The sequence below is a fragment of the Herbidospora mongoliensis genome, assembly GCF_001570545.1.
Lineage (GTDB): Bacteria > Actinomycetota > Actinomycetes > Streptosporangiales > Streptosporangiaceae > Herbidospora > Herbidospora mongoliensis.
This window is the reverse complement of the sequence record NZ_BBXD01000008.1, coordinates 312313-335763: the sequence shown is the minus strand read 5'-3', so window position 1 is coordinate 335763 and position 23451 is coordinate 312313. Positions and strand designations below refer to the sequence as shown.

Genomic DNA, 23451 nt, shown 5'->3' with positions numbered 1-23451 from the left:
CGCGCCCACTCAGAATTCCGGCACCCGATACCTAATGTCACCTGGTTTTCACCGCCCGCACCGGTCTCCCCGGCCGGCACGGGGCCCGCGAGACCCACGTCAGCCCAGGTAGAACGTCGATTGCCGGTGCCGGGCAGCCGAAACTCGGCCGGGGAGTGTGATGCGCGACACCTTCTCACGCGTCCCGAAGGCGATGGACGAACAGGGCGATTCCCAGGAAGGCCGGGGTCCAGAACGCGAGGGTGACGACGTCGCCCGCGAAGACGGTGTCCTGAACCAGCGGCGTCACGACGAAGAGGTAGCCGATCACCAGGGCCACCGCCGCGAGCGTGTGCCGGACCAGAGCGCCGACGGCCGCGCCGAGCAGGGTCACCAGGGTCACGTACGCCGTCACCTCAGCCACCTCCCACGGGACGGCCCACGATCCGAGCACGGCCATCGTGATCACCGTCCCGGACAGGGCCACGACCAGGGCGGCCGGAACCGTCAGAGCTACCAGTGCGATGTACTTGGCCGTGAGCTGGTGAACCCGGCGCGGCATCACGGTCAGCGTGGTCCTGATCTGCCCGCCGGTGTATTCGGAGCACGTCGCCAGCGCCCCGAGGACGACGAACCCGGCCTGGGAGTAGGCCACCGCCGAGCCGCCCACGGCGATCACGAAGGTGAGCAGGACGTTCACCGCCAGCGTCCAGCCGAGGGTCACCCACGTCGCCGGCAGTGAGAGCAGCTTCGACAACTCCGCGCGGATCACGCGTCCCTCCGGGTGAACACGACCGCCGCGATCACCAGCACGACGACCACCCAGCCCGACATCGTCAGGAATCCGAGGAGAGGGCTGATGTCCACCGTGCTGTCGTTGGGCTCGACGAACATCCGCGCCCCGGCCATGTCAGGGGTGAAGCTGAACACCGGAAAGGTCTTGCTGAGCAGGAACGTCATGCTCACCAGCGACGTGTTGACCAGGAGCACCACCAGCGGCACGACCCCGTGCCTGACCAGGACGGTGATCCCGAACGCCAGCAGAGCCGTGTACGTCCAATAACAGACCACCCCGGCCAGCCGCGTGACCTCCACCGACGACCCGGCCGCCAAGCTCATCGTGCCCGCCATCGCGACGACCGCGAGCAGCGCGGCGACCAGCGCGACGGCCGCCGCCTTGGCGGCCAGGAAGCGCAGCCGCGACGGCACGGCGGTGAGGCTGGTCGTGATCTGACGCCCGCCACCGGCCTCCGGGCCTTCGGTCGCGTATTCGCTGCTGACCGCCACGACCCCGAGAATGATCACCCCCATCACCCCGAAGGCCAGCTCCTGATAGCCGCGGTCCGGCCCGGCCCCTCGCGCCATGAAGGAGTTCAGCCAGGTGATCACGGTCGGCACCAGCACCGCGACCGCACCCGCGAGCCACACCGACCACAACGAGGCGAGCTTCGACAGCTCCCCCTTCATCGGGACACCAGCGCGAAGAACGCCTCCTCCAGGCTCCGGTGGGCTCCGGTGACCTCGGCGAGCGTCCCCTGCGCCACGATCCGGCCGCGGTCGATGACCACGACGTCGTCGACGGTCTCCGCGAGCTCGCCCATGAGGTGGCTGGAGAGCAGGACGGTCCGCCCAGACTCGGCACGTTCGCGAAGGAACGTCCTGATGAACCGGATGCCCTCCGGGTCGAGCCCGTTGAGCGGTTCGTCCAGCACCAGCACCGGAGGGTCCCCGAGCAGCGCCGTCGCCAGTGCGAGCCGCCGTCCCATGCCCAGCGAATAGCGCCCGACCCGCTTCGACCCCGCGTCGGCCAGCCCGACCAGCTCCAGCACCTCGTCGATCCGCGACAGCGGCAGCCCCGCCGACCGGGCCACCCAGCGCAGATGCGCCCGCCCGGTCCGCGACCGGTGCGCGCCCGATCCGTCGAGCACCGCACCGACCGTCCGGACCGGATCGGCCAAAGAGACGAAAGGCACCCCGTTGACCAGCGCCGTCCCCTGCTGAGCCCGGTCGAGCCCCAGCAAGATGCGCAGCGTGGAGCTCTTGCCCGCCCCGTTGGGCCCGAGGAAGCCGGTCACCCGTCCCGGCAGGGCCTGGAAGCCGACTCCGGACAGGATCTCCGTTTTGCCCCGCCGCTTGACGAGGCCGTCGATGGTAATCACGCCGTTCAGTGAACCGAGGCCCCGGGAGAACCACATCGGACCGAGGTCCGGGACCTTCTCTCAGACCCTGGTCCGATGCGTCGTACCCGAAAGGGTTCCTAGACTTCGGGCGTGGTGGCGATTCCGAAACGTGAGCGGCGGGTCTGGCCTCCGATCGCCGCCGCGTATGTCCTCCTGCTGCTGGTCCTGCTGTCCGCCGGCGGCGACGGGCCGGGAGTGGTCGTGGTGCCCGCCGTCATCGCGGCGCTCACGCTGGCCACCACCGCCTGGGCATTGGTCCGTGGACGCCGCCAGCGCGCCGTCTACGAAGCCCGGCTCACCGCCTGGGCCGGCGAGCGCGCGGCCCAGGCCGAGCGGCTCCGCATCGCCCGCGACCTGCACGACATCGTCTCCCACGGCCTCGGCCTGATCACCGTGCGGGCGACCACGGCCCGCTACGTGCGCGACGACCCCGAGGCCGCGCTGGAGGACATCGAACGCATCGGGCGCGAGACCACGACGGAACTGCGCCGCATGCTCAAGGTCCTGCGCGACAACGAGGCCGCCGCGCCGCTGCGCCCGGCCGAGAGACTCGGCGACCTGCCGGACATCGTCGCGCGTGCGGGCCTCCCGGTCACCCTCGACGTCGCCGAACTCGACGAGGTCAGCCCGGGCGCCCAACTGGCGGTCTGCGCGGTCGTCCGCGAGGCCCTCAACAACACCGCCCGCCACGCCGGCCCGACCACCGCGACCGTGAAGATCCGCCGCGACGGCGACTGGATCGTCGTCGACGTCGAGGACGACGGCCCGGTCGACGGCTGGGTCGCCCACGCGGGCGCCGGTCACGGCCTCGAAGGCCTGCGAGAACGCGTCGCCGCCCTGACGGCCGGGCCTGCGGGGAACGGCTTCCGCGTCACCGCCCGCATCCCCGAGGCGGCATGACCATCCGCGTCGTCATCGCCGACGACCAGCCGCTGCTGCGCCACAGCCTGGCCGCCGTGATCGACGCGAACCCCGACATGACCATGGCGGGCGAGGCCGGAACCGGCGACGAGGCGATCCTCGTCTGTGCCTCTCAAGACCCCGACGTGGTGCTGATGGACATCCGCATGCCCGGCATGGATGGGATCGCCGCCACCCACCACATCATGGCGAAGCACCCGTCGATCAAGATCATCGTCTTGACGATGTTCGAGCTCGACGAATACGTCCGCGCCGCCCTCCAGGCCGGGGCCTGCGGTTTCCTGCTCAAGGACGCCCACCCCGACCGCCTGCTCGACGCCATCCGCCGCGTCCACCAGGGCGAGTCGCTGCTGGCCCCCAGCGTGCTGGAACGCCTGATCGAGGTGTACGTCAGCCGCCCCACCCCCGCCAAGACCGTCGGCTCCCTCACCGAACGGGAGACCGAGGTCCTGACCCTGGTCGGCCACGGCCTGTCCAACGACGAGATCGCCGCCCGCCTCACGATCTCCATCAAGACCGTCAAAACGCACATCGGTCATCTGCTGAGCAAACTGCACGCCCGTGACCGGGCCCATCTCGTCATCGCCGCCTATGAGAGCGATCTCGTGCGTTAGCCGTCAAGAATTCCTCCACTCGCGTAGCGAAGGCGTCAAGAGCGCGTAAACAGCCCAGAAATACCGTTTTCCTGTGGGTGTACCGCCTGGAAATCGGAACTGAGGAGCTGTGAGCAGAGATGGGTGACCTCATCTTCGTCGCCCTGACGATCGCGATCTTCGTGGTCTTCGGGTTCGTGGTGAAAGCGGTGGAGCGCCTGTGAGCGCGATCAACGCCGCCGGACTGGTCGTGGCCATCGGCTTGGTGATCTTCATGGTCGCCGCCCTGCTGTTCCCGGAGCGGTTCTGACATGGGCTGGCTCTTCATCCTGTCGCTGATCGTGGCTTTGGCCCTGGTCTACAAGCCGCTCGGCGACTACATGCACCGGGTCTACACCGGCACGAAACACAACGCCGTCGAGCGGGTCACCTACCGCCTGCTCGGCGTCCAGTCGGGCACCGAGCAGCGCTGGGGCGCCTACGCCCGCAGCCTGCTGGCCTTCTCGATCATCTCGATCTTCTTCGTGTACGTCCTCCAGCGCGTCCAGGACAAGCTCTGGTTGTCGCTGGGGTTCGCGCCGGTGCCCGACCACATCGCGTGGAACACCGCCATCAGCTTCGTGACCAACACGAACTGGCAGGCCTACTCGGGTGAGAACACGATGGGCCATCTCACCCAGATGGTCGCGCTGGCCGTGCAGAACTTCGTGTCGGCCGCCGTCGGCATGGCCGTGGCCATCGCGCTGGTGCGCGGGTTCGCCCGGCGGAACAGCGACACGATCGGCAACTTCTGGGTCGACCTGGTACGCGGCTCGCTGCGCATCCTGCTGCCGATCGCGTTCGTCGGCGCGCTCGTCCTGGTGGCGGGCGGGGTGGTGCAGAACTTCGTCGGCCCCCACGACATCACCACGCTGACCGGCAACGTGCAGCACGTGACCGGCGGGCCGGTGGCCAGCCAGGAGGTCATCAAGGAGCTGGGCACCAACGGTGGCGGTTTCTACAACACCAACTCCGCGCACCCGTACGAGAACCCCACCGCCTGGACCAACTGGTTCGAGATCTTCCTGATTCTGCTCATCCCGATCGCGATCACCCGGACCTTCGGCAAGATGGTCGGCCAGCTCCGCCAGGGCTACGCGATCCTCGCCGTGATGGGCGTCATCGCCATCGCCAGCATCGTGCTCACCAACGTCTTCGAACTGGCCGGGAACGCGACCGTCCCGCAGGCCGTCGGCGCCGCGATGGAGGGCAAGGACGTCAGGTTCGGGGTGGCCAACTCGGCCACGTTCGCGGCGGCGACCACGCTGACCTCGACGGGCGCGGTCAACTCCTTCCACGACTCCTACACGCCGTTCGGCGGCATGATGACGCTGTTCAACATGATGCTCGGCGAGGTCGCGCCCGGCGGTGTCGGCGCGGGCCTCTACGGCATGCTGATCCTGGCCGTCATCACCGTGTTCGTCGCGGGCCTGATGGTCGGCCGCACACCGGAATATCTGGGCAAGAAGATCGGCGCCCGCGAGATCAAGCTGGCCTCGATGTACTTCCTGGTCACGCCGGTGCTCGTGCTGGTCGGCACGGCGGTGGCGATGGGCAACGAGGCGGGTCTGGCGGCGATGCTCAACTCGGGCCCGCACGGCTTCTCCGAGATTTTGTACGCCTTCACCAGCGCCTCCAACAACAACGGTTCCGCCTTCGGCGGCGTCACGGTCAACACGCCCTGGTATGACGTGGCGCTCGGCATGTGCATGGTCCTGGGCCGGTTCCTGCCGATCATCTTCGTGCTCGCCCTGGCCGGTTCGCTGGCCAGACAGACGCCGGTGCCGGAGTCAGCCGGCACCCTGCCCACCCACCGGCCGCAGTTCGTCGGCCTGGTCGTCGGCGTGACGATCGTCCTGGTCGCCCTGACCTTCCTCCCGGCCCTCGCGCTGGGCCCGATCGCAGAAGGACTGTTCTGATGGCCGCGTTCGATCCCCAGCAGATGATCAAATCGCTGCCCGACGCCGTCAGGAAGCTCAACCCGGCCACGCTGTGGCGCAACCCGGTCATGCTGATCGTCGAGATCGGCGCGGTGTTCACCACGGTCCTGGCCGTGCTGGAGCCGAACTTCTTCTCCTGGGCGATCGTGGTCTGGCTGTGGCTGACCGTGCTGTTCGCCAACCTGGCCGAGGCGGTCGCCGAAGGCCGCGGCAAGGCCCAGGCGGCGACGCTGCGCGCGACCAAGCGCGACACGACGGCGGTGAAGCTGTCCGGTGAGCGGGTCAGCGCCACCGAACTGCGGCAGGGCGATGAGGTCGTGGTCGTGGCCGGGGAGACCATCCCCGGCGACGGAGACGTCATCGAGGGCATCGCCTCTGTCGACGAGTCGGCCATCACCGGTGAGTCGGCCCCGGTCATCCGCGAGTCGGGCGGCGACCGCAGCGCCGTCACCGGCGGGACGAAAGTGCTCTCCGACAGGATCGTCGTCAGGATCACCCAGAAGCCCGGCGAGAGCTTCATCGACCGGATGATCGCCCTGGTCGAGGGCGCCAACCGGCAGAAGACGCCCAACGAGATCGCGCTGAACATCCTGCTGGCGGCGTTGACGATCATCTTCCTGATCGCGACCGTGACCATGCAGCCCATGGCCATCTACGCCAAGGGCGCCAACCCCGGCATCCCCGACTCCCTGGCGTTGACGGGCGACGGCGTCAGCGGCATCGTGCTCGCCTCGCTCCTGGTCTGCCTCATCCCGACCACCATCGGCGCCCTGCTGTCGGCCATCGGCATCGCCGGCATGGACCGGCTGGTGCAGCGCAACGTCCTGGCGATGTCGGGCCGCGCGGTCGAGGCGGCGGGCGACGTGTCGACGCTGCTGCTCGACAAGACCGGCACCATCACCCTGGGCAACAGGCAGGCCGCCGAGTTCGTCCCGGTCGCGGGAGTGACCGAGTCGGACCTGGCCGAAGCCGCCCAGCTCTCCTCACTCGCCGACGAGACCCCCGAGGGCCGCTCCATCGTCGTCTTCGCCAAGGAGCGTTACGGCCTGCGCGAGCGCGACGTCCACGACGCCGAATGGGTCCCGTTCACCGCACAGACCCGCATGTCCGGCGTGAACGTCGGCGGGCGGGAGGTCCGCAAGGGCGCCGCCACCGCCGTCATGAAGTGGGTCCGCGACCAGGGCGGCCACCCGACCGACCAGGTCGGCGCGATCGTCGACGCCATCTCCGGCAGCGGCGGCACTCCCCTGGTCGTGGCCGATCGGAGCCAGGTCCTGGGCGTCATCCACCTCAAGGACGTCGTCAAGTCCGGCATGCGCGAGCGCTTCGACGAGATGCGCCGCATGGGCATCCGGACCGTCATGATCACCGGCGACAACCCGCTCACGGCCAAGGCCATCGCCGACGAGGCGGGCGTCGACGACTTCCTCGCGGAGGCGACACCGGAAGACAAGCTGGCCCTGATCAAACGCGAGCAGGAAGGCGGCCGGCTGGTCGCGATGACGGGCGACGGCACCAACGACGCCCCCGCGCTCGCGCAGTCGGACGTCGGCGTGGCCATGAACACGGGCACCAGCGCCGCCAAAGAGGCCGGCAACATGGTCGACCTCGACTCCAACCCGACCAAGCTCATCGAGATCGTCGAGATCGGCAAGCAGCTCCTCATCACGCGAGGAGCCCTCACGACCTTCTCGATCGCCAACGACATCGCCAAGTATTTCGCCATCATCCCGGCGATCTTCGCGGCGGTCTATCCGGGCCTGGATGCGCTGAACATCATGCGCCTGGACTCGCCGCAGTCGGCGATCCTCTCAGCGGTCATCTTCAACGCGGTCGTCATCGTCGCCCTGATCCCGCTGGCCCTGCGAGGTGTGAAATACCGCCCGAGCAGCGCCTCGCAGCTCCTGAGCCGCAACCTGCTGGTCTACGGGCTGGGCGGCATCGTGGCCCCCTTCATCGGCATCAAACTGATCGACCTTCTGATCATGGGAATCGTGTGATGAACCGTCTACCGAGCTGGATCAAACAGCATCTGGCGGCCCTGCGCGCCGTCCTCGTGCTCACCGCCGTGCTGGGCGTGATCTACCCACTGGTCACCACCGGCGTCGCGCAGGCGCTGTTCAACGGCAAGGCCAACGGCTCGCTGGGCGAGACCGGCGCCAGCTCCCTGATCGGCCAGAGCTTCTCCGACGCCGACGGCAACCCGGTCGCGAAATACTTCCAGTCGCGCCCGTCGGCGGCGAGCTACGACATGCTCGCCACGGCGGCCAGCAACCTGGGACCGGAGGATGTCATCGATACTCCGGATCGTGCGAGCCTGCTCACCCAGGTCTGCACGCGGTCGGCGGCCATCGGTCAGCTGGAAGGTGTCAGCGGGGCCCGCCCCTACTGCACCCCCGACGGCGTGGGCGCTGTCCTGAAGGTCTTCCCGACCCGCGCGGTCAGCGTCAACCAGGCCTGCCCCGCCCAGCCGTTCGTCACGACCTACGAGGGCGTGCCGGTCGAGTGCGGCAAGCCCGGCGAGGACTACGCGGCCGGGCGGACCGTCCCGATCAGGGGCGGCGCGACGGCGGTCGTACCGCCGGACGCCGTGACGGCGAGCGCCTCCGGCCTCGACCCGCACATCTCGGCGGCCTACGCCGCACTCCAGGCGCCCCGGGTGGCCAGGGAGCGCGGTCTCCCCGTCGAGCGGGTGAACACGCTCATCGAGCAGTACACCACCGGCCGGTCGCTCGGCTTCATGGGCGAACCCGCCGTGAACGTGCTGGAGCTGAACACCGCCCTCGACAAGGGGTGACGACGTGCCGCGCGGCCGACTGAGGGTGTACCTGGGCGCGGCGCCCGGGGTCGGCAAGACCTTCGCGATGCTCGGCGAGGGCCGCAGGGCGAAAGAGCGCGGCCGGGACGTGGTCGTGGGTTTCGTGGAGACCCACGGCCGCGTCCAGACCGCCGCGCTGCTGGACGACCTGGAGATCGTGCCCCGGAAGGCGATGGAGTATCGGGGCGGCGAGTTCACCGAGCTCGACGTGGACGCCGTCATCGAGCGCGCGCCGAAGGTCGTGCTGGTCGACGAACTGGCCCACACGAACGTGCCCGGCTCCCGCAACGCCAAGCGCTGGCAGGACGTCGAGGAGATCCTGGACGCCGGCATCCATGTGATCACCACGGTCAACGTGCAGCACCTGGAGTCGCTGAACGACGTCGTACAGGAGATCACCGGCGTCCCCCAGCTGGAGACCGTGCCCGACGAGATGGTCCGGCAGGCCGACCAGATCGAGCTCGTCGACATGTCGCCCGACGCGCTGCGGCGCAGGATGGCGCACGGCAACATCTACGCGCCGGAGAAGATCGACGCGGCGCTGTCGAACTACTTCCGCATCGGCAATCTGACGGCGCTGCGCGAGCTGGCGCTGCTGTGGGTGGCGGGCAAGGTCGACGAACAACTCGACCGCTACCGCGCCGAACACGGCATTCGCGGGACCTGGGAGGCCCGCGAACGCGTGGTCGTCGCCCTGACGGGCGGCCCGGAGGGCGACACCCTGATCAGGCGCGCCGCGCGCATCGCCGACCGCAGCAAGGGCGCCGACCTGCTGGCCCTGCACGTGATCAGCGCCGACGGCCTCACCGGCGGCGACCCGGCGAATCTGGCCCGGCAACGGACGCTGGCCGAGTCACTGGGCGGGACGTACCACCAGGTCGTCGGCGACGACATCCCCAAGGCGCTGCTCGACTTCGCGAGCGGCGTGAACGCCACGCAGCTGGTCCTGGGCGCGTCCCGCCGAGGCCGGTTCGCCCAGGTCCTGTCCCGTGGCGTGGGGGTCGAGACGACGGCGCAGTCGGGCTCGATCGACGTCCACATGATCACCCACGCGGAGGCGAAGCAGGGCCGTGCCCGCCGCCAGCGCTCCCGGGCCGCCCTGACCAGACGACGGCGGATCACCGGCTGGATCATGGCCGTGGCCGGCATGCCCGCGCTGGCCGGAGTGCTGCTCCCGTTCCGCGAGGAGCTGTCGCTGCCGAGCGAGATCCTCTTCTTCCTGATGCTGACCGTGGGCGTCGCCCTGGCCGGCGGCACCTGGCCCGCCATCACCGCCGCCGTCGGCGGCTCCCTCCTGCTGAACTACTTCTTCACCCCTCCCCTGTACGAATTCACGATCAACGACCCGGAGAACCTGTTCGCCCTGGTCGTCTTCGTCGTGGTCGCGGCGGCCGTGGCCGCCATAGTCGACCTGGCCGCCCGTCGAACCCGGCAGGCCGCCCAGGCCAGCGCGAACGCGGAGATCCTCTCGGGCCTGGCCGGTCACGTGCTGCGCGGCGAGTCGGCGCTGCCGTCACTGCTGGCAAGACTGCGGGAAACCTTCAGCCTGACCTCAGTGACCCTGCTGGAACGCCCCCCGGAGAGCAAGACCTGGAACATCATCGCGACCACGGGCGGCCCACCGTGCGTCTCGCCGTCCACCGGCGACACCGACGTGATCATCGACGACGACCTGGTGCTGGCTGCGCGCGGATCGCTGCTCAACGCGTCCGACCGCCGGGTCCTGGAGGCCTTCGCCGCGGAGATCGCCGTCGCCCTGCGCCAGCAGCGCCTGGCCGAAGCCGCCGAGAAGGCGAAACCTCTGGCCGCCGCCGACAAGATGCGAACGGCGTTGCTGGCCGCGGTCAGCCACGACCTGCGAACCCCGCTGGCCTCGGCCAAAGCGGCGGTCGAGTCCCTGCGGAGCGAGGAGATCGTCTGGTCCTCATACGACCGTGGCGAACTCCTGGCCACCGCCGACGAGTCGCTGGTGAAACTCGACCGCCTGGTGGCCAACCTGCTCGACATGAGCCGCCTGCAAGCCGGCGTGCTAGGCGTGACCCTGGAACCGCTGGCCGTGGACGAGATCGTCCCCCGCGCCATCGACGACCTGGGCGTCCACATCGAGACGGCCATCCCCTACGACCTGCCGGAGGTCGTCGCCGACGCGACGCTGCTGGAAAGAGTCCTGGTCAACCTGATGGGCAACGCCGTCCGCTACAGCCCGACCGTGCTGGTCACCGCGAGCGAACACGGCGACCAGATGGAGATCCGCGTGATCGACCGCGGCCCCGGCCTGCCCCCCGACGCCCACGAGCGCGTCTTCCTGCCCTTCCAGCGCCTCGGAGACCGCGACAACCACACGGGCGTGGGCCTGGGCCTGGCCCTGTCACGAGGCCTGACCGAGGCCATGGGCGGCACCCTCACCCCGGAGGAGACCCCGGGCGGCGGCCTCACCATGGTCTTGCTGCTGCCCATCGGATGAGCCAAGCCTTCAGTCGTTGTTCTCCTGGAAAGGCCAGGCAAGCGGGGTGATCCGGGACACGCCGTGGGCCAGCCCGACGAATTTGGCGTCGGTCGTCGCGACGTCGGTGATGGAGAGTCGTTCTGCCATGGCGAGGACCGTGGCGTCGACATAGCCCATGGGAGCGTTGACCAGGCGGCGGACCAGGTCGGAGGCACGCCTTCGGTCTGCCGGGGTCGGATCGGCGATGACGAAGTCGCCCTCGTGTGAAGTGACGGCTTCAAGCCGCGCGGCTTCCAACTCAGCGCCCTTTCGGACGTTGTTGCGCAGGAAGTTACAGGTCTCGCCGAGAACGGGCTCGGGGATGACGAGCCTTCCGGGCCACGTCAGGAGGAGCCGGGTGCATCGGACGTGGAACCTGTCACCCGGATCGAAGGTGGCGATCAGCGGGCCTGAATCGCACATCAAACTCTTCACGCGCTGAGGCGGATGGCTTCGATCGCCTCCACGATCTCCCGGTTTCTGCGGGCTTCGGTCATGATCTCGCGGTAGCGGGTGGAGAGGTCGGATTCACCGCTCACTCCCAGGCCGACCCAAGGAAAGCGCCTTCGGGCGGCTTCGTAGTCGATGGGTTCCTCGTCGCTCATGTCTCCAGCATAGACAGGCGTTCCGGAGCGTCCGGGTCGGACTTTGTCGCGGGCAGGCGTCAACATGAGGTAATCGTACCGTCACGTAACGTCGATACGCCGACCCGTCAGGGGAGGTGGCCGCAGTCGGGTTCGCCGACATAGACGTTCACGCCCCACTTGCCGGAGACCTCGTTGGTCTTCACGTAGTAGAGCTTGAAGTCGGGGGTGCGCATGCGCGCCTGCACGTAGATCTCGTCGCCCGCGAGGTCCTCGTTGAGGAGCTGGGAGTCGATCACGCGGGTCCAGAAATTCGACTGGGCCGGGCAGACCTTCTGGGTGTCGTCGCCGTCGGGCCAGTCGGCGCCCTTGATGGTGACGTAGTCGATGCGGTCTCCCTGGGCGCGCGGAGTGCACTGGACGGTGATCGTGGTGTCGTCTTCGGTGTCTTTCGGGGTGATGGTCAGGGTGCACTTGGCCGTGGCGGCCGCCTCGGCGTGCGGGACCACGACCATGCACAGGGCCAGGGTCGTCAGCAGGCCGGTGATGCGTCTCATTTCGGGACTCCATGGGTTTCGGCAGTCTCTCCATGGGAGCAACCGGACCGCCGTCACCACCAGCGCCACTAGGGCCGCGGATTGCGGAACCAGCGGCCCATGATCCGGCTATCGCTGGTCTGCGACCAGCTCCCGGACCGCCGGGGCGACCTCGGCCGCGAACGTCTCGGTCGTGGTGAGGTCGTCCGACATCAGCAGGAACCCGCTGATCCCGTAGTCGAGCGTCAGCCCGGCGAGCTCCTCCGCCCACTGCTCGGGCGGCCCCTTCAACAGGCCCCGGCTCGCGGTGGAGAACTCGCCGCCGATGTTGAGCAGGCGCCTCACGGCGCCCGGCTCCCGGCCGGCGGCGAGGGCGGCCTCGTCGATGTGCCGGTTCATGACGGCCAGTTCGGCGGGGCCTCCCGTCAGGTAGGCCAGCGACGGCAGCCACCCGTCACCCGCCCGCCCCGTGAGGGCCAGCATCTTGGGTTTGTAGGCCCCCACCCACACCCCCACGTCATGAGCGGGGGCGGGACCACGCTTGGCCCCTGTCACCGGGTAGTAGGCACCCTCGGATCGGACCCCGCCGCGCGCGTCCACGTCCCAGACCTGGCGGATGATCCCGATGGCCTCCTCCAGCGCCTCGATGCTCTGGCCCGGGGTGAGCCGCCGTCCGCCCATGGCCTCGATGGCGTCCCAGAACCCACCGGCGCCGATGCCGAGTTCGATCCGCCCGCCGCTGAGCTGGTCGAGGCTCGCCACGCCGCGCGCCAGCACGGCGGGCTGCCGCAGCGGCAGGTTGGTCACGTTGGCGCTGAGCCGGATCCGCGAGGTCTGCGCCGCGATGTACGACATCAGCGTCCACGTGTCATGGAATCGCGGCTGGTAGGGGTGGTCCTGGAAGGTGACCAGGTCGAGCCCGGCCCGTTCGGCCGCCTTCGCCTGTTCGACGGCGTGCCACACCGGCTGCGCCACCGGGGTGACGAAGGTGCCGAACAGCAGGTCGTGTCCGTAGTCGCTCATTTGGTGTCCCTGATGTTGAAGTTGTCACGGAAGACGTTCGCCGGGTCGTAGCGGCGTTTGAGGTCCCGAAGCCGGTCGAGGGTCTTCGGCGGGAACGCGTCGGCGAGCTTGCCGAGGCCGGTCTCGAAGCTGAGGTAGAGGCCGTCGAAGTGCTCCCGGTTGGCGTCCCACAGCCGGTCCATCCGCTTGTCGTCGATCCCCATCGCGGTGACCTGGAAACCGGCGTCGCGGTAGGCGTAGGCCGTCGCGTCGGCCGGGACGTCGGCGACCGCGCCGCCGACGGAGCGGATCTGGAAGAAGTACACGACCCCGCTGACCAGCATCTTCGCCGCCGCCTCGGCGAAGGCCGGGGTGATCTCCCGGACGAACGCCGACCGCGAGACCGGCTCGCCCTGCCCCTGGTGGTCGCCGTCGTGGGCGTTGTCCATGACGTCGGCGTACGCCGCCACCACGACCTGCTGCTGGTAGAGCGCCGAGATGGCGGCGAACGGCTGCAACTGCTCGATGATCACGTCGGGATCGGCGGAGTCGACCATGGCCATGATCTGGGCGACGGCCGGCTGGCCGCGCCGGGGCGGTCCCATGATCAGGAACGCCGTGGTGTCGCGGGGCGCCTCGGACATCGTCCGGCCGAACCGCCGCAGGAAGTCCGCCGGTTCGGCCGCGTCCATCACGAGCTGCGCCCAGCCGACGTCGGTGACCTCGACGACCTCGAACTCGAAGGAGGTCACGATCCCGAAGTTGGCTCCCGCCCCGCGTACCGCCCAGAAGAGGTCGGTGTTCTCCACCTCGTCGGCCCGGACCACCGACCCGTCGGCCAGGACGATCTCGACGGCCTTCAGATGGTCGATGGTGAGCCCGTGTTTGCGTGACAGGAAGCCGATGCCGCCCGCGGTGGCCAGCCCGCCGACCCCCACCCCGCCGTAGTCGCCGGAACCGAGCGCCCACCCGTGGGGGCGCAGCGCGGCGGCGACCTCCTTCCAGCGCGCGCCCGGACCGATCCTCACGCGGCGGGTGGCCGTGTCGAGCACCTCGATCGCGTTGAGGTGCCGCAGGTCGATGACGATCCCGCCGTCGTTCGTGGACCGCCCGCTGACCCCGTGCCCGCCGCTGCGCACGCCGAGCGGCAGATCGGGATGCCGCCGGGCGAAGGCCAGCGCGTCGACGACCTGGCCGGCGTCGCGCGGGAACAGCAGCAGCCCGGGGGTCCCGCCGCGCAGGTAGTTCGACCTGACCCGCCCGTAGTTCTGGTCGCCCGGCTCGACAGCCGTGGCGGCCAGCGATTCGGGCACGCCGTCGTAGTCGACGCCCTCGCGACGCCGGGCGAGCGCCGAGGCGCGTCTGATCGGCCGGTCGGAGAGGTTCGCCGGGGCGGCCGCGCGCAGGGCGGGGATCGTCTCGCGGGCGAACCTCTCCAGGACGGATTCGTCGTCGGAGCGCAGGATGATCGTGCCGACCCCGTCATCGAGGACGTCCACCGGGATGTCGCCCGTGACGACGAGGATCCGGCGGATCTCCCTGGGGTCCCGCCCGGCTGCCGTGGCGGCTTCGTCGATCATCTTGTTGCCGGTACGCAGACACTCAGATCGCTCCGGATCGAATTCGGCGATCCACCCGTCGGCCTTCCGCCCGGCTGCCTCCAGCACGGCGGGATCGTCGCCGGCGACCCAGATGGGCACGGCGCGCGCCGGAGCGGGACCCGTCTCCGCCTCGGAAAGCCGGTGGTGGACGCCGTCATAGCTGACCCGGGGAGCCGACGTGTCCCAGATCGCCCGGATCACGTCGATGGCCTCCACCAGCCCCGCGACGTCGCCCGAGGTGGTGAGCGCGAGGGCCGCCCGGCCACCCGACAGCAGGTCGAGCCCGGCGGCCGACCGCCCGAGCACACCGGCGTTCCATTCGGCGACGTCGAGCAGGCCGGTCACCTGGATCCGCTGGGTCCGCCCGGCCAGCCAGGACAGCGCGGTCCACTCGGAGGCCACCGCCAGGTCGTATCCGAGCTCCTCGATCGGCTCGGCCCGGCCGGTGAAGACGCCGAATCGCAGCGCGTGGCCATAGTTCACGGGGGACTCCTTAGGTTGATACGTCAACCAATATACGACAAGGTTGACGTATCAACTAGCCTGGATCGTATGGCCGACCTCACAGATCACCAGGCCGCCGCCTGGACCAGCTACCAGCGCATGCGTGTCCGGCTCAGCGGCGTCCTCGGCCGGGAGCTCGCCCGCACCACCGGCCTGTCGGAGGCCGACTTCGACGTCTTGGTCGCCGTGCACGAACGCCCCGACGACTCCGTCCGCGCGCTGGCGCTGCGGTGCGGCCTGGAATGGGAGAAGAGCCGCCTGTCCCACCAGCTCCGCCGGATGGAACAGCGCGGCCTGATCACCCGCGAGACCTGCGAGGAAGACAGCCGGGGTTCGGTCGTCCGGCTGACCCCGCGCGGCCGCGAACTGGCCTGCGAGGCCAGGAAGCACTACGACGAGGCGGTGCAGCGCTACGTCATGGACTCACTCACGCCCGAGCAGCTCAGCGCCCTGGCCGAGATCGCCGACACGCTGCTCGACCGCATCGAGATCACCCACAAGTAAGCCGCACGTCCGGAGGCACAAGCTCGACCCTGCCCGCGACCCCGCCATGTGGATCGCGACCGTCCCGGACCGGGCCCCGCCCGCGTTCGACGACGAACTCGAATCGATCGGCACCTTCGGCCCGTCCGACGAACAACTGAGTCTCGGCTGTACGACCTGGCCGCCGAACACGTTTCGTATCCGACCTGTGACGAACCCGCCTCCGGGTCCCCGAGTCCAACGATGTGACGGGGAACACAACCAGGGGGAAAAATGAAGATCAGGATTCTGGTCGCGCTGGCGGCGATGGCGACCGCCGCCGTGGCCACACCGGCGACCGCACAGGCCGCACCACACCACGGCGACAGCATCCGCTACGCCTCGGCGAAGGCCTGCAAGGTGAAGAAGGCCGTCTTCCCGTGCGGGAACTGGCGGCTGGTCACCCATCATGGCGAGATCGTCCAGCTGAAAGACGCCCAGGTCGACGCGCTCGACGGCAAGGGCAAGCCGGTGGGCTTCGCCACCGCGCCGATCGCGATCAGCGGCAACGGCCAGAAGATCGCCTACTTCCACAAGAACGGCCGGATCGCGATCCGCACGTTCAGGGGCGGGGTCACCCTGCTGCCGAAGAACACGCTGCCCAAGAACACCGTCCAGTACAACGTCTGGTTCCGCCTGTCCGACGACGGAGCCTCCCTCCTCGTCGGCGACACCAGGAACAGGATCTTCGACACGTCCTCCGGCAAGCGCATCGGCCTGCTGCCCAGCAAGCGCGACTTCCTCGGCTTCAGCGGCGACGGCGAGGAGGTGCTGACCCGTTCGGATGAGGAGAACTTCCTGGTGTACGACCGCTCGGCCCGCCTCCAGCGCCAGGGCCGCGGCGCCGATGCGATCAGCGGCTACGGCCCCCACACCCTGCACGCCGACGCCAGGACCCTGGCCACCCTGAAGTCCGACCGCGAGATCGTCGTCTCCGACCTGGAGACCGGCCAGGTCGAAGGGAAGACGCCGATCAAGCTGCCCAAGGGCGGCACCGTCGAGATGTTCGACTGGACCGGCTCCCACCAGGTCACCCTGCACGTGTCCCAGAACCTGCCGACGATCCCGACCCGGATGACCGTCCTCCAGCACGACACGAAGACCGGCGTGACGAAGGTCCGCGACCGCTACGACATCCTGAAGGACACCTACACCTACGCCGCCTGCGGCGGCTAACGCACCGGCTTCGCCCTACCGAGCTGCTTGATCGTCGCCGGATCGGAACCCGGCGGAAGATCGGCGACCTTCAACGGCCTGGCACCCTTGGCGACCGGGATGTTGCCCGAGCAACTCCCGGTCGTGAGCCGGCCGTCGGTCTTGTGGGTGAAAACCAGATACCGGGCCCCGCGCGCGAACTTCACCCCGCACGCGGCGCTCTGGGTGTTGGTGCCGACCTTGACGACAACCTTCGGCTTCCCCTTGTACGAGTGGTCGGCCCGGAAGGTGTAGATGTTCTGCCCGGTGAGCTCCCCCGCGGCCCGGTAGCCGGTGACCCTGCCGGTGAAGACGACCGCGGAGTTCTTCACCCGCTCCTTCACCGAGGCCAGGGCGCACTTACAGGCGTAGGCCGGCATGGACGAGAAAACGAGAGTCCCCGCGGCCAGCGCGAGGACGACGAGGATACGACGCAACATGCCCCTGAAACGGAAGCGGTGATCAATCGGTTCGGCGAGTCCGTACGCGTCTCGGGGGAGTCACATGCCTCAGACTCTGGCCAGTTCGTCTTCCGCGGCCTCTAGACCGACAAGCTTGGCGCGGACGCGCCGCTCCCTGTTCGACTCATCGTCGTCGACGCTCTGGATGATCGTGTCGAGGAACTCCTCGAACGCGCCATTCAGGCTGTTGTGCACGGTGACACGCGACCAATGAGTGATCTTGTCGTCTCTGGCCAGCGCCATTACCGCTTCTTTGCCCGTGAACCGAGATTCGACGAAATCATGCATCTCATCCAGCGAGACGAATTGAATGTCTTCCATCTCGGCGGCGTCCTCAGCCGAGAGACAGAGGTAAGCCCAAGCAGAAGTGCTCTTCGGGGTTTCCATGACCTGCGTAAACAGGACTGAGCATCCCCGAAGCTGGAAGGTCCCTGTCAACGGGATCTCATACTCATGCCATACGTCGAGGATCTGGGAATCGGGCTTCGGGCTCCACGGACGCTGTCCCTGCGTGATCAATGAGTCTAGATTCACCGCCTACCTCCCTTCCTCTCTGTACTCATTGAAGCACTTATCGAAGTTCTCTGACACCCCTGATGGCCAGGGTATCCGCTGCTCAACGAGAGGATCGCCCTCGGCCCACAGCACCGAAATGTGACTGAGAGGCTCTCCACAGGAGGCGACGACGGCACCGGGCGTGTGGACCACGACGAAGCCCCCACCTCGGAGAAGCCCGGCAGTCGTGTACCTTACGGCAGCCATCTCAAGATCTCTAGGGAACACCTGGTTTTTACGTTTGCGATATTTTGTCGCATCAACCACCGTGAGCTTTCCCGTCAAAAGCGACATATCACGTTCCATGTCATAACGTGGCGCACTCCCAAAGATCCCGTCATGGGAGTGATGCGTAAGTATGACGTCGTCATGGATGCAGCTCTTGGGGTCAGGGGTCGCACGACAGACTCTGCGCCATAGATATTCCCTGGTCGGCTCCGGCATGCCGCAAAAATATCCCCATGAAAGACCAACGAAGCGGAGATCGAAACAATTGTCGAACTAACCGCATTTAGGGGTGCCCTCGAAGGCCTTTTTCACGACAACCCTTTTGATTAACGTACCTATTTGGTACGTCTTACCTGGCTTTCTGGTTGTTTTGCGGCTTTAATCCCGTAACGCACCTGACCAAGATCATGTTTGGCGGTCCCCTCACGGGTAGCGGCACTGTCAGCAGCCAATGAGAGGGGCCTTACATGAACGAGCCGTGGAGCTACCAGGAGGGCGTCGTGTCCGGCGCCGGGGTCAGTATCGTCGGGTTCGACGTCGAGGCCGTTGACGGCAAGATCGGCGAGGTCGACGAGCAGAGTGACGCCGTGGGCGACGCCTACATCGTCGTCGACACGGGCTTCTGGATCTTCGGTAAGAAGGTCATCATGCCCGCCAGCACGATCACCGAGATCGACCCGCAGCAGCGGAAGGTCTTCCTCGCCCGGACGAAGGAAGAGATCAAGAACGCCCCCGAGTTCAACGAGGACACCCACAAGGACCCGGCGTACCGGGAGCAGGTCGGTAACTACTACACCGGCTACAACCAGCTTCCGTAACGCGAGAACGGCCCGCACCCGGCGTTCGGTGACAGGGGGTTGCCCGAACGCCGGTGTGCGGGCTTTCGCATGTTCGGCTACCGCTCCCAGGGGGCGGTCTCGCCCATTTTCTCGTAGTACTTCGCGAGGTGGGACTTGACCCGGTCGACCTCGCCCTCCGGGATGTTCACGCCGCCTCGGGCTCCTTGCATGACCCCGCCGGCCGCCATCACGGCGCGCGGCACCGCTTTGAGTTTTCCGTCGATCACGTCGGCGATCAGGAGCTTGTAACTGCCGAAGTTCTCCGGGGCGTCGCCGTCGTACCAGACGTGGGCGTCGCGGTAGGCGGCGTCGGGTTCGTCTTCGGCGTCGGCCCATTCGCGGACGCGTTTTTCGGCCTCGGTGCCGTCCCATTCTCGCGAACGGTCGGCCAGGGGCAGGTCCTGGAATCGTGTCACGGTCATACCGGGCCCCTGCCCGGCACGGAACGGGCTAACGGTCCGCCACTCGTGCCGGTCGGGCCATGGGGCGTGAGATCAGTCTTTGACCCATTCGCCGGTCGAGCGGTGGTAGGCCTCCGCGCCCGCCCGGTCGATGGCGGCCTTCACCGCCGCGAAGATCGCGCCCTGGATCGCGGCGGCCACGAGCACCTCGCCCCAGCCGTAGTCAGGCGAGTTCGCCTGCGGGGCCTCGTCCTCGCCCGAGGCGAGTTTCCAGACCTGCTTGAAGACCAGGCCAGCCACCGCGCCGCCGATCATGCCGCTGAGCGCGCTCGCGCCCCGCACCGCTAATTTGTTCATGCCGGTACGTGCTACCCGAGGCGCCCAGCGGTAGTCGGGTGATCACCCAGCGGGCGGGTGGGGGTCGTTGCCGGGGGCGATCGTGCGCTGGTCGCGCACCGTGCCGTCGTTGCCGTGGACGCGTAATTCGCCGCCGCCGTCCGCGGCGAGGATCTCGGTCGCCCGTCTGATCGCCTCGTCCTGGGTCGAGAACAGGGCGCTGGCCCTGCTGCCGCCCGGCTTGGTGACGGCCCACTGACCGTCTTCGTGTCGCACCACGTCGCGCGAGTTGGCCTGTCCAGCCATCACTGCTCCTCCGGATCGGGTGCTCCAGCCGCTACCCCAGGGGACCGCCTTCAACGCGTTGCCCGCCTCAAGATTTGTCCTATATGTCCGGTTAGTCGGTATGGGGCGAGCCGGGCCGGGCATGGCCGCCCTCATGGCACGGATTACCGCGGAAGCGCTCATCGAACGTCTCGCCGAATGGGGAGTCGACACGATCTTCGGGATCCCCGGTGACGGCATCAACGGGATCATGGAGGGCCTGCGCCGCCACCAGGACAGGATCCGGTTCGTGCTGGTCCACCACGAGGAGGCCGCCGCGTTCATGGCGACCGCCCACGCGAAGGCGACCGGCCGGATCGGGGTCTGCCTCGCCACGTCGGGCCCCGGGGGCATTCACCTTCTCAACGGTCTGTACGACGCCAAACTCGACCACGCCCCGGTGCTCGCGATCACCGGCACGCAGGAGACCTCGGTGCTGGGCACCGCCTACCAGCAGGAGGTCAACCTCGAACGGCTCTACGCCGACGTCACCGAGTACAACATGACGATCACCAACCCGGCCCAGCTCCCTTCGCTGGTCGACCTGGCCGTCAGGACCGCCTACTCCAGGCGCGGCGTCGCCCACCTGACGATCCCCAACGACATCCAGGTCGCCCCTGCCGACGCCGACCCCTACCAGAACGTCGCGCCCGTCCGGCCGCCCGAGACCGCGCCGATCATGCTGCCGGCACCGGGACGCCCGCGTCAGGAGGACCTCGAACGCGCCGCTGACCTGCTCAACGCGGCCAGGAAGCCGGCGCTGCTGGTCGGGGCGGGCGCGCTGCACGCCGGGCCGGAGGTTCTGGCGGTGGCCGAGGCGCTGCGGGCGCCGGTCATCAAGACGCTGCCCGGCAAGGCCGTCATCCCGGACGACTCCCCCTACACGACCGGCGGGATCGGCCTGCTGGGCACCCGGCCGTCGGCCGACCTGGTCGACGACGTCGACGTGTTGTTCCTGGTGGGCACGAATTTCCCGTACACGAAGCATCTGCCTCAGGCGGCGAAGACCCGCTTCGTGCAACTGGAGGCCGACCCGGTGCGGGCCGGGGCGCGGGTGCCGACGGACGTGCCGGTGGTCGGCGACGCGAAGGAGGGGTTGCGCGCGCTGCTGCCGCTGCTCACGCCGCGGACCGACGGCAGGCACCTGGCGAAGTATCAGAAGAAGATGCGGACCTGGCGCGCCGACATGTCGGCGCTGGCGGACGCCGGCCGCCACCCGATCGCGCCGCAGTACGTGATGTCGGTCCTGGACGAGATGGCCGACGACGACGCCATCCTGACCTGCGACAGCGGCACGATCGCCACGTGGGCGGCGCGGGGCTGGACGATCCGCGACGGGCGCGGCTTCTACCTGTCCGGCAACCTCGCGTCGATGGCCCCCGGCCTGCCCTACGCGATCGCGATGCGGCTGGCCCTGCCGAACCGCCAGGTCATCGCCTATGTGGGCGACGGCGGGTTCGCGATGCTGATGGCCGAGTTCCTGACGGCGGCGCAGTACGGCCTGCCGATCAAGGTGGTGATCAACAACAACAACTCGCTCGGCCAGATCCTGTGGGAGCAGATGGTCCTCGGCTATCCCGAGCACGGCGTGCGCTACCCCGACCCGTCGGTCGACTACGCGACGTGGGCCCGCGCCTGCGGCGGCTTCGGCGCCAAGGTGACCAAGGCCGACGACCTGGGCGCGGCGATCGCGGCGGCGTTCATCCACGACGGCCCGGCGCTCGTCGACGTGGACGTCGACCCGAACGAGCCCCCGATGCCCGGCCGGGTCACCCACGACCAGGCACTCAAGTTCGCCCAGGCGTTCCTGCGCGGCGAACCCCACCGGGCCGCCATCGCCTCGACCCTGTTCAAGGACCGCATCGCCCAGTTGGGGGACTGATCGCGTGAACCACGGCCGCCCCCGCTCGTGGATCTATGTCGGCGTCTTCCTGGCCGTGTTCATCCTGGGCGGCGTCGGCCTCATCATCGGCTCCGCCGTCCTGTTCTGGGTGTGCCTGGCCGTGGTGATCGCCCTGCTGCCCATGGGCAAGCTGATCGGGGTCATGGACGACACCGTCATGGGCCCGACCGACCCCGAGGAGCCCGGCCACGGGTAGGCCGCCGTTTCTGCAGGTCAGATAAGGGTAAATCGGAAGAATCATGTCTTCTGCGGGCACTGAGCGGATGCTGGCCGGCCTGATCGAGAGCAGTCACCTGCGGACCGTCGACGACCTGCCGGCGCTTCTGGCCGCCCACACCCCGCAGGCCGGGTTCACGCAGGTCCTGATCTACCTGGTCGACCTGCAGCAAGAGGTCCTGCGCCTGGTGAACGGCCCGGGGACGGGCGGCGCACCGGAGGAACTGGAAGTCGGACGGGGCCCGGCCGGCCTCGCCTTCCAGGAGGTCCGCGCCCTGCCGGAGCCCGGCGACCCCGAATCGTGGTGGGTCCCGATCCTGAACGGCGCCAACCGCCTGGGCGTGCTGCGGGTCCAGGTGGCCGACACCCAGCTCGACCACGCGAAAGCCCGCCACCTGTCATCGGTGGTCGCCCTGCTGCTGACGAGCATGCGCAGCTTCAGCGACACCTTCGCGCGCACGATCCGCACCCGCAGGATGAACGTCGCCGCCGAGATGCAGTGGCGCCTCATCCCACCGCTGACCTTCGCAAACGAGTGGGTGACGGTCGCGGCGATGCTGGAGCCGGCCTATGAGGTCGGCGGCGACGCCTTCGACTACGCGATCGCCGGCGACGTCCTGCACGTCTCGGTCTTCGACGCGATGGGCCACGACGTCTCCGCCGGCCTGACGGCCAATCTGGCGGTGGCGGCCTGCCGCAACAACCGCCGCCAGGACTACTCGCTGGCCCGCAACACCGAGGACATCGAGGACGTGCTGATCGCGGAGTTCGGCCGGGCGCAGCGGTTCGTGACGGCCATCATGGGCGACCTGAACCTGCGCACCGGGCTGTTCACCTGGGTCAACCGTGGGCATCCGACGCCGATCCTGCTGCGCGGGGGGCGTTGGATCACGACGCTGGAATGTCTGCCGGCGCATCCGATGGGGCTCGACCTGGGTCTGTCAGTGACGACCTGCCAGGAGCAGTTGGAGCCCGGCGACCGATTGATCTTCTATACCGATGGGATCACCGAGATCAGGGACGCGTCCGGCCGGGAGTTCGGCATCCACCGGTTCATGGAGTTCGTGATCCGCTATCAGTCCAGCGGGCTGCCGGTGCCCGAGACGCTGCGACGCCTGATCCAGGCCGTGCTGACCTACCACAAGGGCGTTCTTCGGGACGACGCGACCGTCGTCCTGGTCGAGTGGAAGGGCCCCGACGCCGACAGGGCGCTCGAAGCGGCCGACTGGCCGGTCCCCCGGACCTGAATGGCGCCCGAGATCGCCCGTTTGGCAGACGCGAACGTTATGT

27 protein-coding genes are annotated in these 23451 nt (G+C 68.5%); 13 read left to right on the top strand and 14 right to left on the bottom strand.

Features of this window, described 5'->3' with window-relative positions; genetic code table 11:
* Positions 1–175 precede the first annotated feature (175 nt).
* Genes AW272_RS01820 through AW272_RS01810 form a run of 3 tightly spaced genes read right to left on the bottom strand, consistent with a single transcriptional unit; the run spans position 176 to position 2138 of the window.
* On the bottom strand, positions 176–751 hold the full coding sequence (locus AW272_RS01820; protein ID WP_066360393.1) for an ABC transporter permease: 576 nt from the start codon (positions 749–751) through the stop codon (positions 176–178).
* Positions 748–1446, bottom strand: coding sequence for an ABC transporter permease (locus tag AW272_RS01815; RefSeq protein WP_066360391.1), 699 nt, complete (start codon positions 1444–1446; stop codon positions 748–750). Before AW272_RS01815 ends, AW272_RS01820 begins: the two co-directional genes overlap by 4 nt.
* Positions 1443–2138: an ABC transporter ATP-binding protein gene (locus tag AW272_RS01810; protein WP_066361184.1), complete on the bottom strand. Its 696-nt coding sequence runs from the start codon at positions 2136–2138 to the stop codon at positions 1443–1445. The genes AW272_RS01815 and AW272_RS01810 overlap by 4 nt, the downstream gene beginning before the upstream one ends.
* Positions 2139–2249: 111 nt before the next feature.
* Between AW272_RS01810 and AW272_RS01805 the strand changes: the two genes are divergently transcribed.
* The 7 genes from AW272_RS01805 to AW272_RS01775 all read left to right on the top strand — a co-directional run bounded on the left by AW272_RS01805 (position 2250) and on the right by AW272_RS01775 (position 10934).
* Positions 2250–3059, top strand: coding sequence for a sensor histidine kinase (locus AW272_RS01805; RefSeq protein WP_066360390.1), 810 nt, complete (start codon positions 2250–2252; stop codon positions 3057–3059).
* On the top strand, positions 3056–3694 hold the full coding sequence (locus AW272_RS01800) for a response regulator (protein ID WP_066360389.1): 639 nt from the start codon (positions 3056–3058) through the stop codon (positions 3692–3694). The genes AW272_RS01805 and AW272_RS01800 overlap by 4 nt, the downstream gene beginning before the upstream one ends.
* Positions 3695–3893: 199 nt before the next feature.
* Positions 3894–3983, top strand: a complete 90-nt coding sequence (gene kdpF, locus AW272_RS01795; RefSeq protein ID WP_034385538.1) for a K(+)-transporting ATPase subunit F — start codon at positions 3894–3896, stop codon at positions 3981–3983.
* 1 nt (position 3984) lies between these two features.
* Entirely contained in the window at positions 3985–5631 is a 1647-nt protein-coding gene (gene kdpA, locus AW272_RS01790) for a potassium-transporting ATPase subunit KdpA (protein WP_066360388.1), read from the top strand.
* Positions 5631–7652: a potassium-transporting ATPase subunit KdpB gene (gene kdpB, locus AW272_RS01785; RefSeq protein WP_066360387.1), complete on the top strand. Its 2022-nt coding sequence runs from the start codon at positions 5631–5633 to the stop codon at positions 7650–7652. The genes kdpA and kdpB overlap by 1 nt, the downstream gene beginning before the upstream one ends.
* Positions 7652–8449: a potassium-transporting ATPase subunit C gene (locus AW272_RS01780; protein WP_066360386.1), complete on the top strand. Its 798-nt coding sequence runs from the start codon at positions 7652–7654 to the stop codon at positions 8447–8449. The genes kdpB and AW272_RS01780 overlap by 1 nt, the downstream gene beginning before the upstream one ends.
* A gap of 4 nt (positions 8450–8453) precedes the next feature.
* Entirely contained in the window at positions 8454–10934 is a 2481-nt protein-coding gene (locus AW272_RS01775; RefSeq protein ID WP_066360384.1) for a DUF4118 domain-containing protein, read from the top strand.
* 9 nt (positions 10935–10943) lie between these two features.
* Here the strand turns inward: AW272_RS01775 and AW272_RS01770 are convergent, their stop codons facing one another.
* From AW272_RS01770 to AW272_RS01755, 5 genes are all read right to left on the bottom strand, one after another.
* On the bottom strand, positions 10944–11378 hold the full coding sequence (locus tag AW272_RS01770) for a type II toxin-antitoxin system VapC family toxin (protein ID WP_066360382.1): 435 nt from the start codon (positions 11376–11378) through the stop codon (positions 10944–10946).
* A gap of 8 nt (positions 11379–11386) precedes the next feature.
* Positions 11387–11560: a hypothetical protein gene (locus tag AW272_RS41680; protein WP_157518158.1), complete on the bottom strand. Its 174-nt coding sequence runs from the start codon at positions 11558–11560 to the stop codon at positions 11387–11389.
* A gap of 107 nt (positions 11561–11667) precedes the next feature.
* On the bottom strand, positions 11668–12096 hold the full coding sequence (locus AW272_RS01765) for a hypothetical protein (RefSeq protein WP_066360381.1): 429 nt from the start codon (positions 12094–12096) through the stop codon (positions 11668–11670).
* Positions 12097–12204: 108 nt separating this feature from the next.
* Complete coding sequence (locus tag AW272_RS01760; protein ID WP_066360380.1) at positions 12205–13098, bottom strand: LLM class flavin-dependent oxidoreductase; 894 nt, start codon at positions 13096–13098, stop codon at positions 12205–12207.
* Positions 13095–15161 carry an LLM class flavin-dependent oxidoreductase gene (locus AW272_RS01755; RefSeq protein WP_066360379.1) on the bottom strand — a complete coding sequence of 689 codons (2067 nt, stop codon included), beginning with the start codon at positions 15159–15161 and terminating at the stop codon, positions 13095–13097. Before AW272_RS01755 ends, AW272_RS01760 begins: the two co-directional genes overlap by 4 nt.
* Positions 15162–15230: 69 nt before the next feature.
* Here AW272_RS01755 and AW272_RS01750 point away from each other — a divergent pair, with 69 nt between their 5' ends.
* Together AW272_RS01750 and AW272_RS01745 are read left to right on the top strand one after the other, a co-directional pair.
* Positions 15231–15686, top strand: coding sequence for a MarR family winged helix-turn-helix transcriptional regulator (locus tag AW272_RS01750; protein ID WP_066360378.1), 456 nt, complete (start codon positions 15231–15233; stop codon positions 15684–15686).
* Between the two features lie 252 nt (positions 15687–15938).
* Positions 15939–16880 (top strand): WD40 repeat domain-containing protein, encoded by a 942-nt coding sequence (locus AW272_RS01745; RefSeq protein ID WP_066360376.1) that lies wholly within the window; start codon positions 15939–15941, stop codon positions 16878–16880.
* Here AW272_RS01745 and AW272_RS01740 read toward each other — a convergent pair.
* From AW272_RS01740 to AW272_RS41675, 3 genes are all read right to left on the bottom strand, one after another.
* Entirely contained in the window at positions 16877–17338 is a 462-nt protein-coding gene (locus tag AW272_RS01740; RefSeq protein WP_066360375.1) for a hypothetical protein, read from the bottom strand. The genes AW272_RS01745 and AW272_RS01740 overlap by 4 nt on opposite strands.
* Before the next feature lie 69 nt (positions 17339–17407).
* The gene (locus AW272_RS01735) at positions 17408–17893 is read right to left on the bottom strand and encodes a hypothetical protein (RefSeq protein WP_157518155.1); all 486 of its coding nucleotides are present in this window, start codon (positions 17891–17893) and stop codon (positions 17408–17410) included.
* A 3-nt stretch (positions 17894–17896) separates the two neighbouring features.
* Positions 17897–18358, bottom strand: coding sequence for an MBL fold metallo-hydrolase (locus AW272_RS41675; protein ID WP_157518152.1), 462 nt, complete (start codon positions 18356–18358; stop codon positions 17897–17899).
* Positions 18359–18609: 251 nt separating this feature from the next.
* On the opposite strand from AW272_RS41675, the gene AW272_RS01730 reads away from it, so the two are divergent.
* A complete protein-coding gene (locus tag AW272_RS01730) occupies positions 18610–18960 on the top strand; it encodes a hypothetical protein (protein WP_066360369.1) in 351 nt (116 codons plus the stop codon).
* Positions 18961–19037: 77 nt separating this feature from the next.
* Here the strand turns inward: AW272_RS01730 and AW272_RS01725 are convergent, their stop codons facing one another.
* From AW272_RS01725 to AW272_RS01715, 3 genes are all read right to left on the bottom strand, one after another.
* Positions 19038–19403 (bottom strand): hypothetical protein, encoded by a 366-nt coding sequence (locus AW272_RS01725; protein ID WP_066360364.1) that lies wholly within the window; start codon positions 19401–19403, stop codon positions 19038–19040.
* A gap of 72 nt (positions 19404–19475) precedes the next feature.
* Positions 19476–19739, bottom strand: coding sequence for a DUF4235 domain-containing protein (locus AW272_RS01720; protein WP_066360363.1), 264 nt, complete (start codon positions 19737–19739; stop codon positions 19476–19478).
* A 42-nt stretch (positions 19740–19781) separates the two neighbouring features.
* The gene (locus AW272_RS01715) at positions 19782–20024 is read right to left on the bottom strand and encodes a DUF2188 domain-containing protein (protein ID WP_066360362.1); all 243 of its coding nucleotides are present in this window, start codon (positions 20022–20024) and stop codon (positions 19782–19784) included.
* Positions 20025–20157: 133 nt separating this feature from the next.
* Here AW272_RS01715 and AW272_RS01710 point away from each other — a divergent pair, with 133 nt between their 5' ends.
* From AW272_RS01710 to AW272_RS01700, 3 genes are read left to right on the top strand one after another with little or no spacing between them, the layout of a single operon-like run.
* Complete coding sequence (locus AW272_RS01710; protein ID WP_066361183.1) at positions 20158–21924, top strand: thiamine pyrophosphate-dependent enzyme; 1767 nt, start codon at positions 20158–20160, stop codon at positions 21922–21924.
* Between the two features lie 4 nt (positions 21925–21928).
* Positions 21929–22141 (top strand): hypothetical protein, encoded by a 213-nt coding sequence (locus AW272_RS01705; RefSeq protein WP_066360361.1) that lies wholly within the window; start codon positions 21929–21931, stop codon positions 22139–22141.
* A gap of 43 nt (positions 22142–22184) precedes the next feature.
* Positions 22185–23408 carry a PP2C family protein-serine/threonine phosphatase gene (locus AW272_RS01700; RefSeq protein WP_218010761.1) on the top strand — a complete coding sequence of 408 codons (1224 nt, stop codon included), beginning with the start codon at positions 22185–22187 and terminating at the stop codon, positions 23406–23408.
* Positions 23409–23451 lie beyond the last annotated feature (43 nt).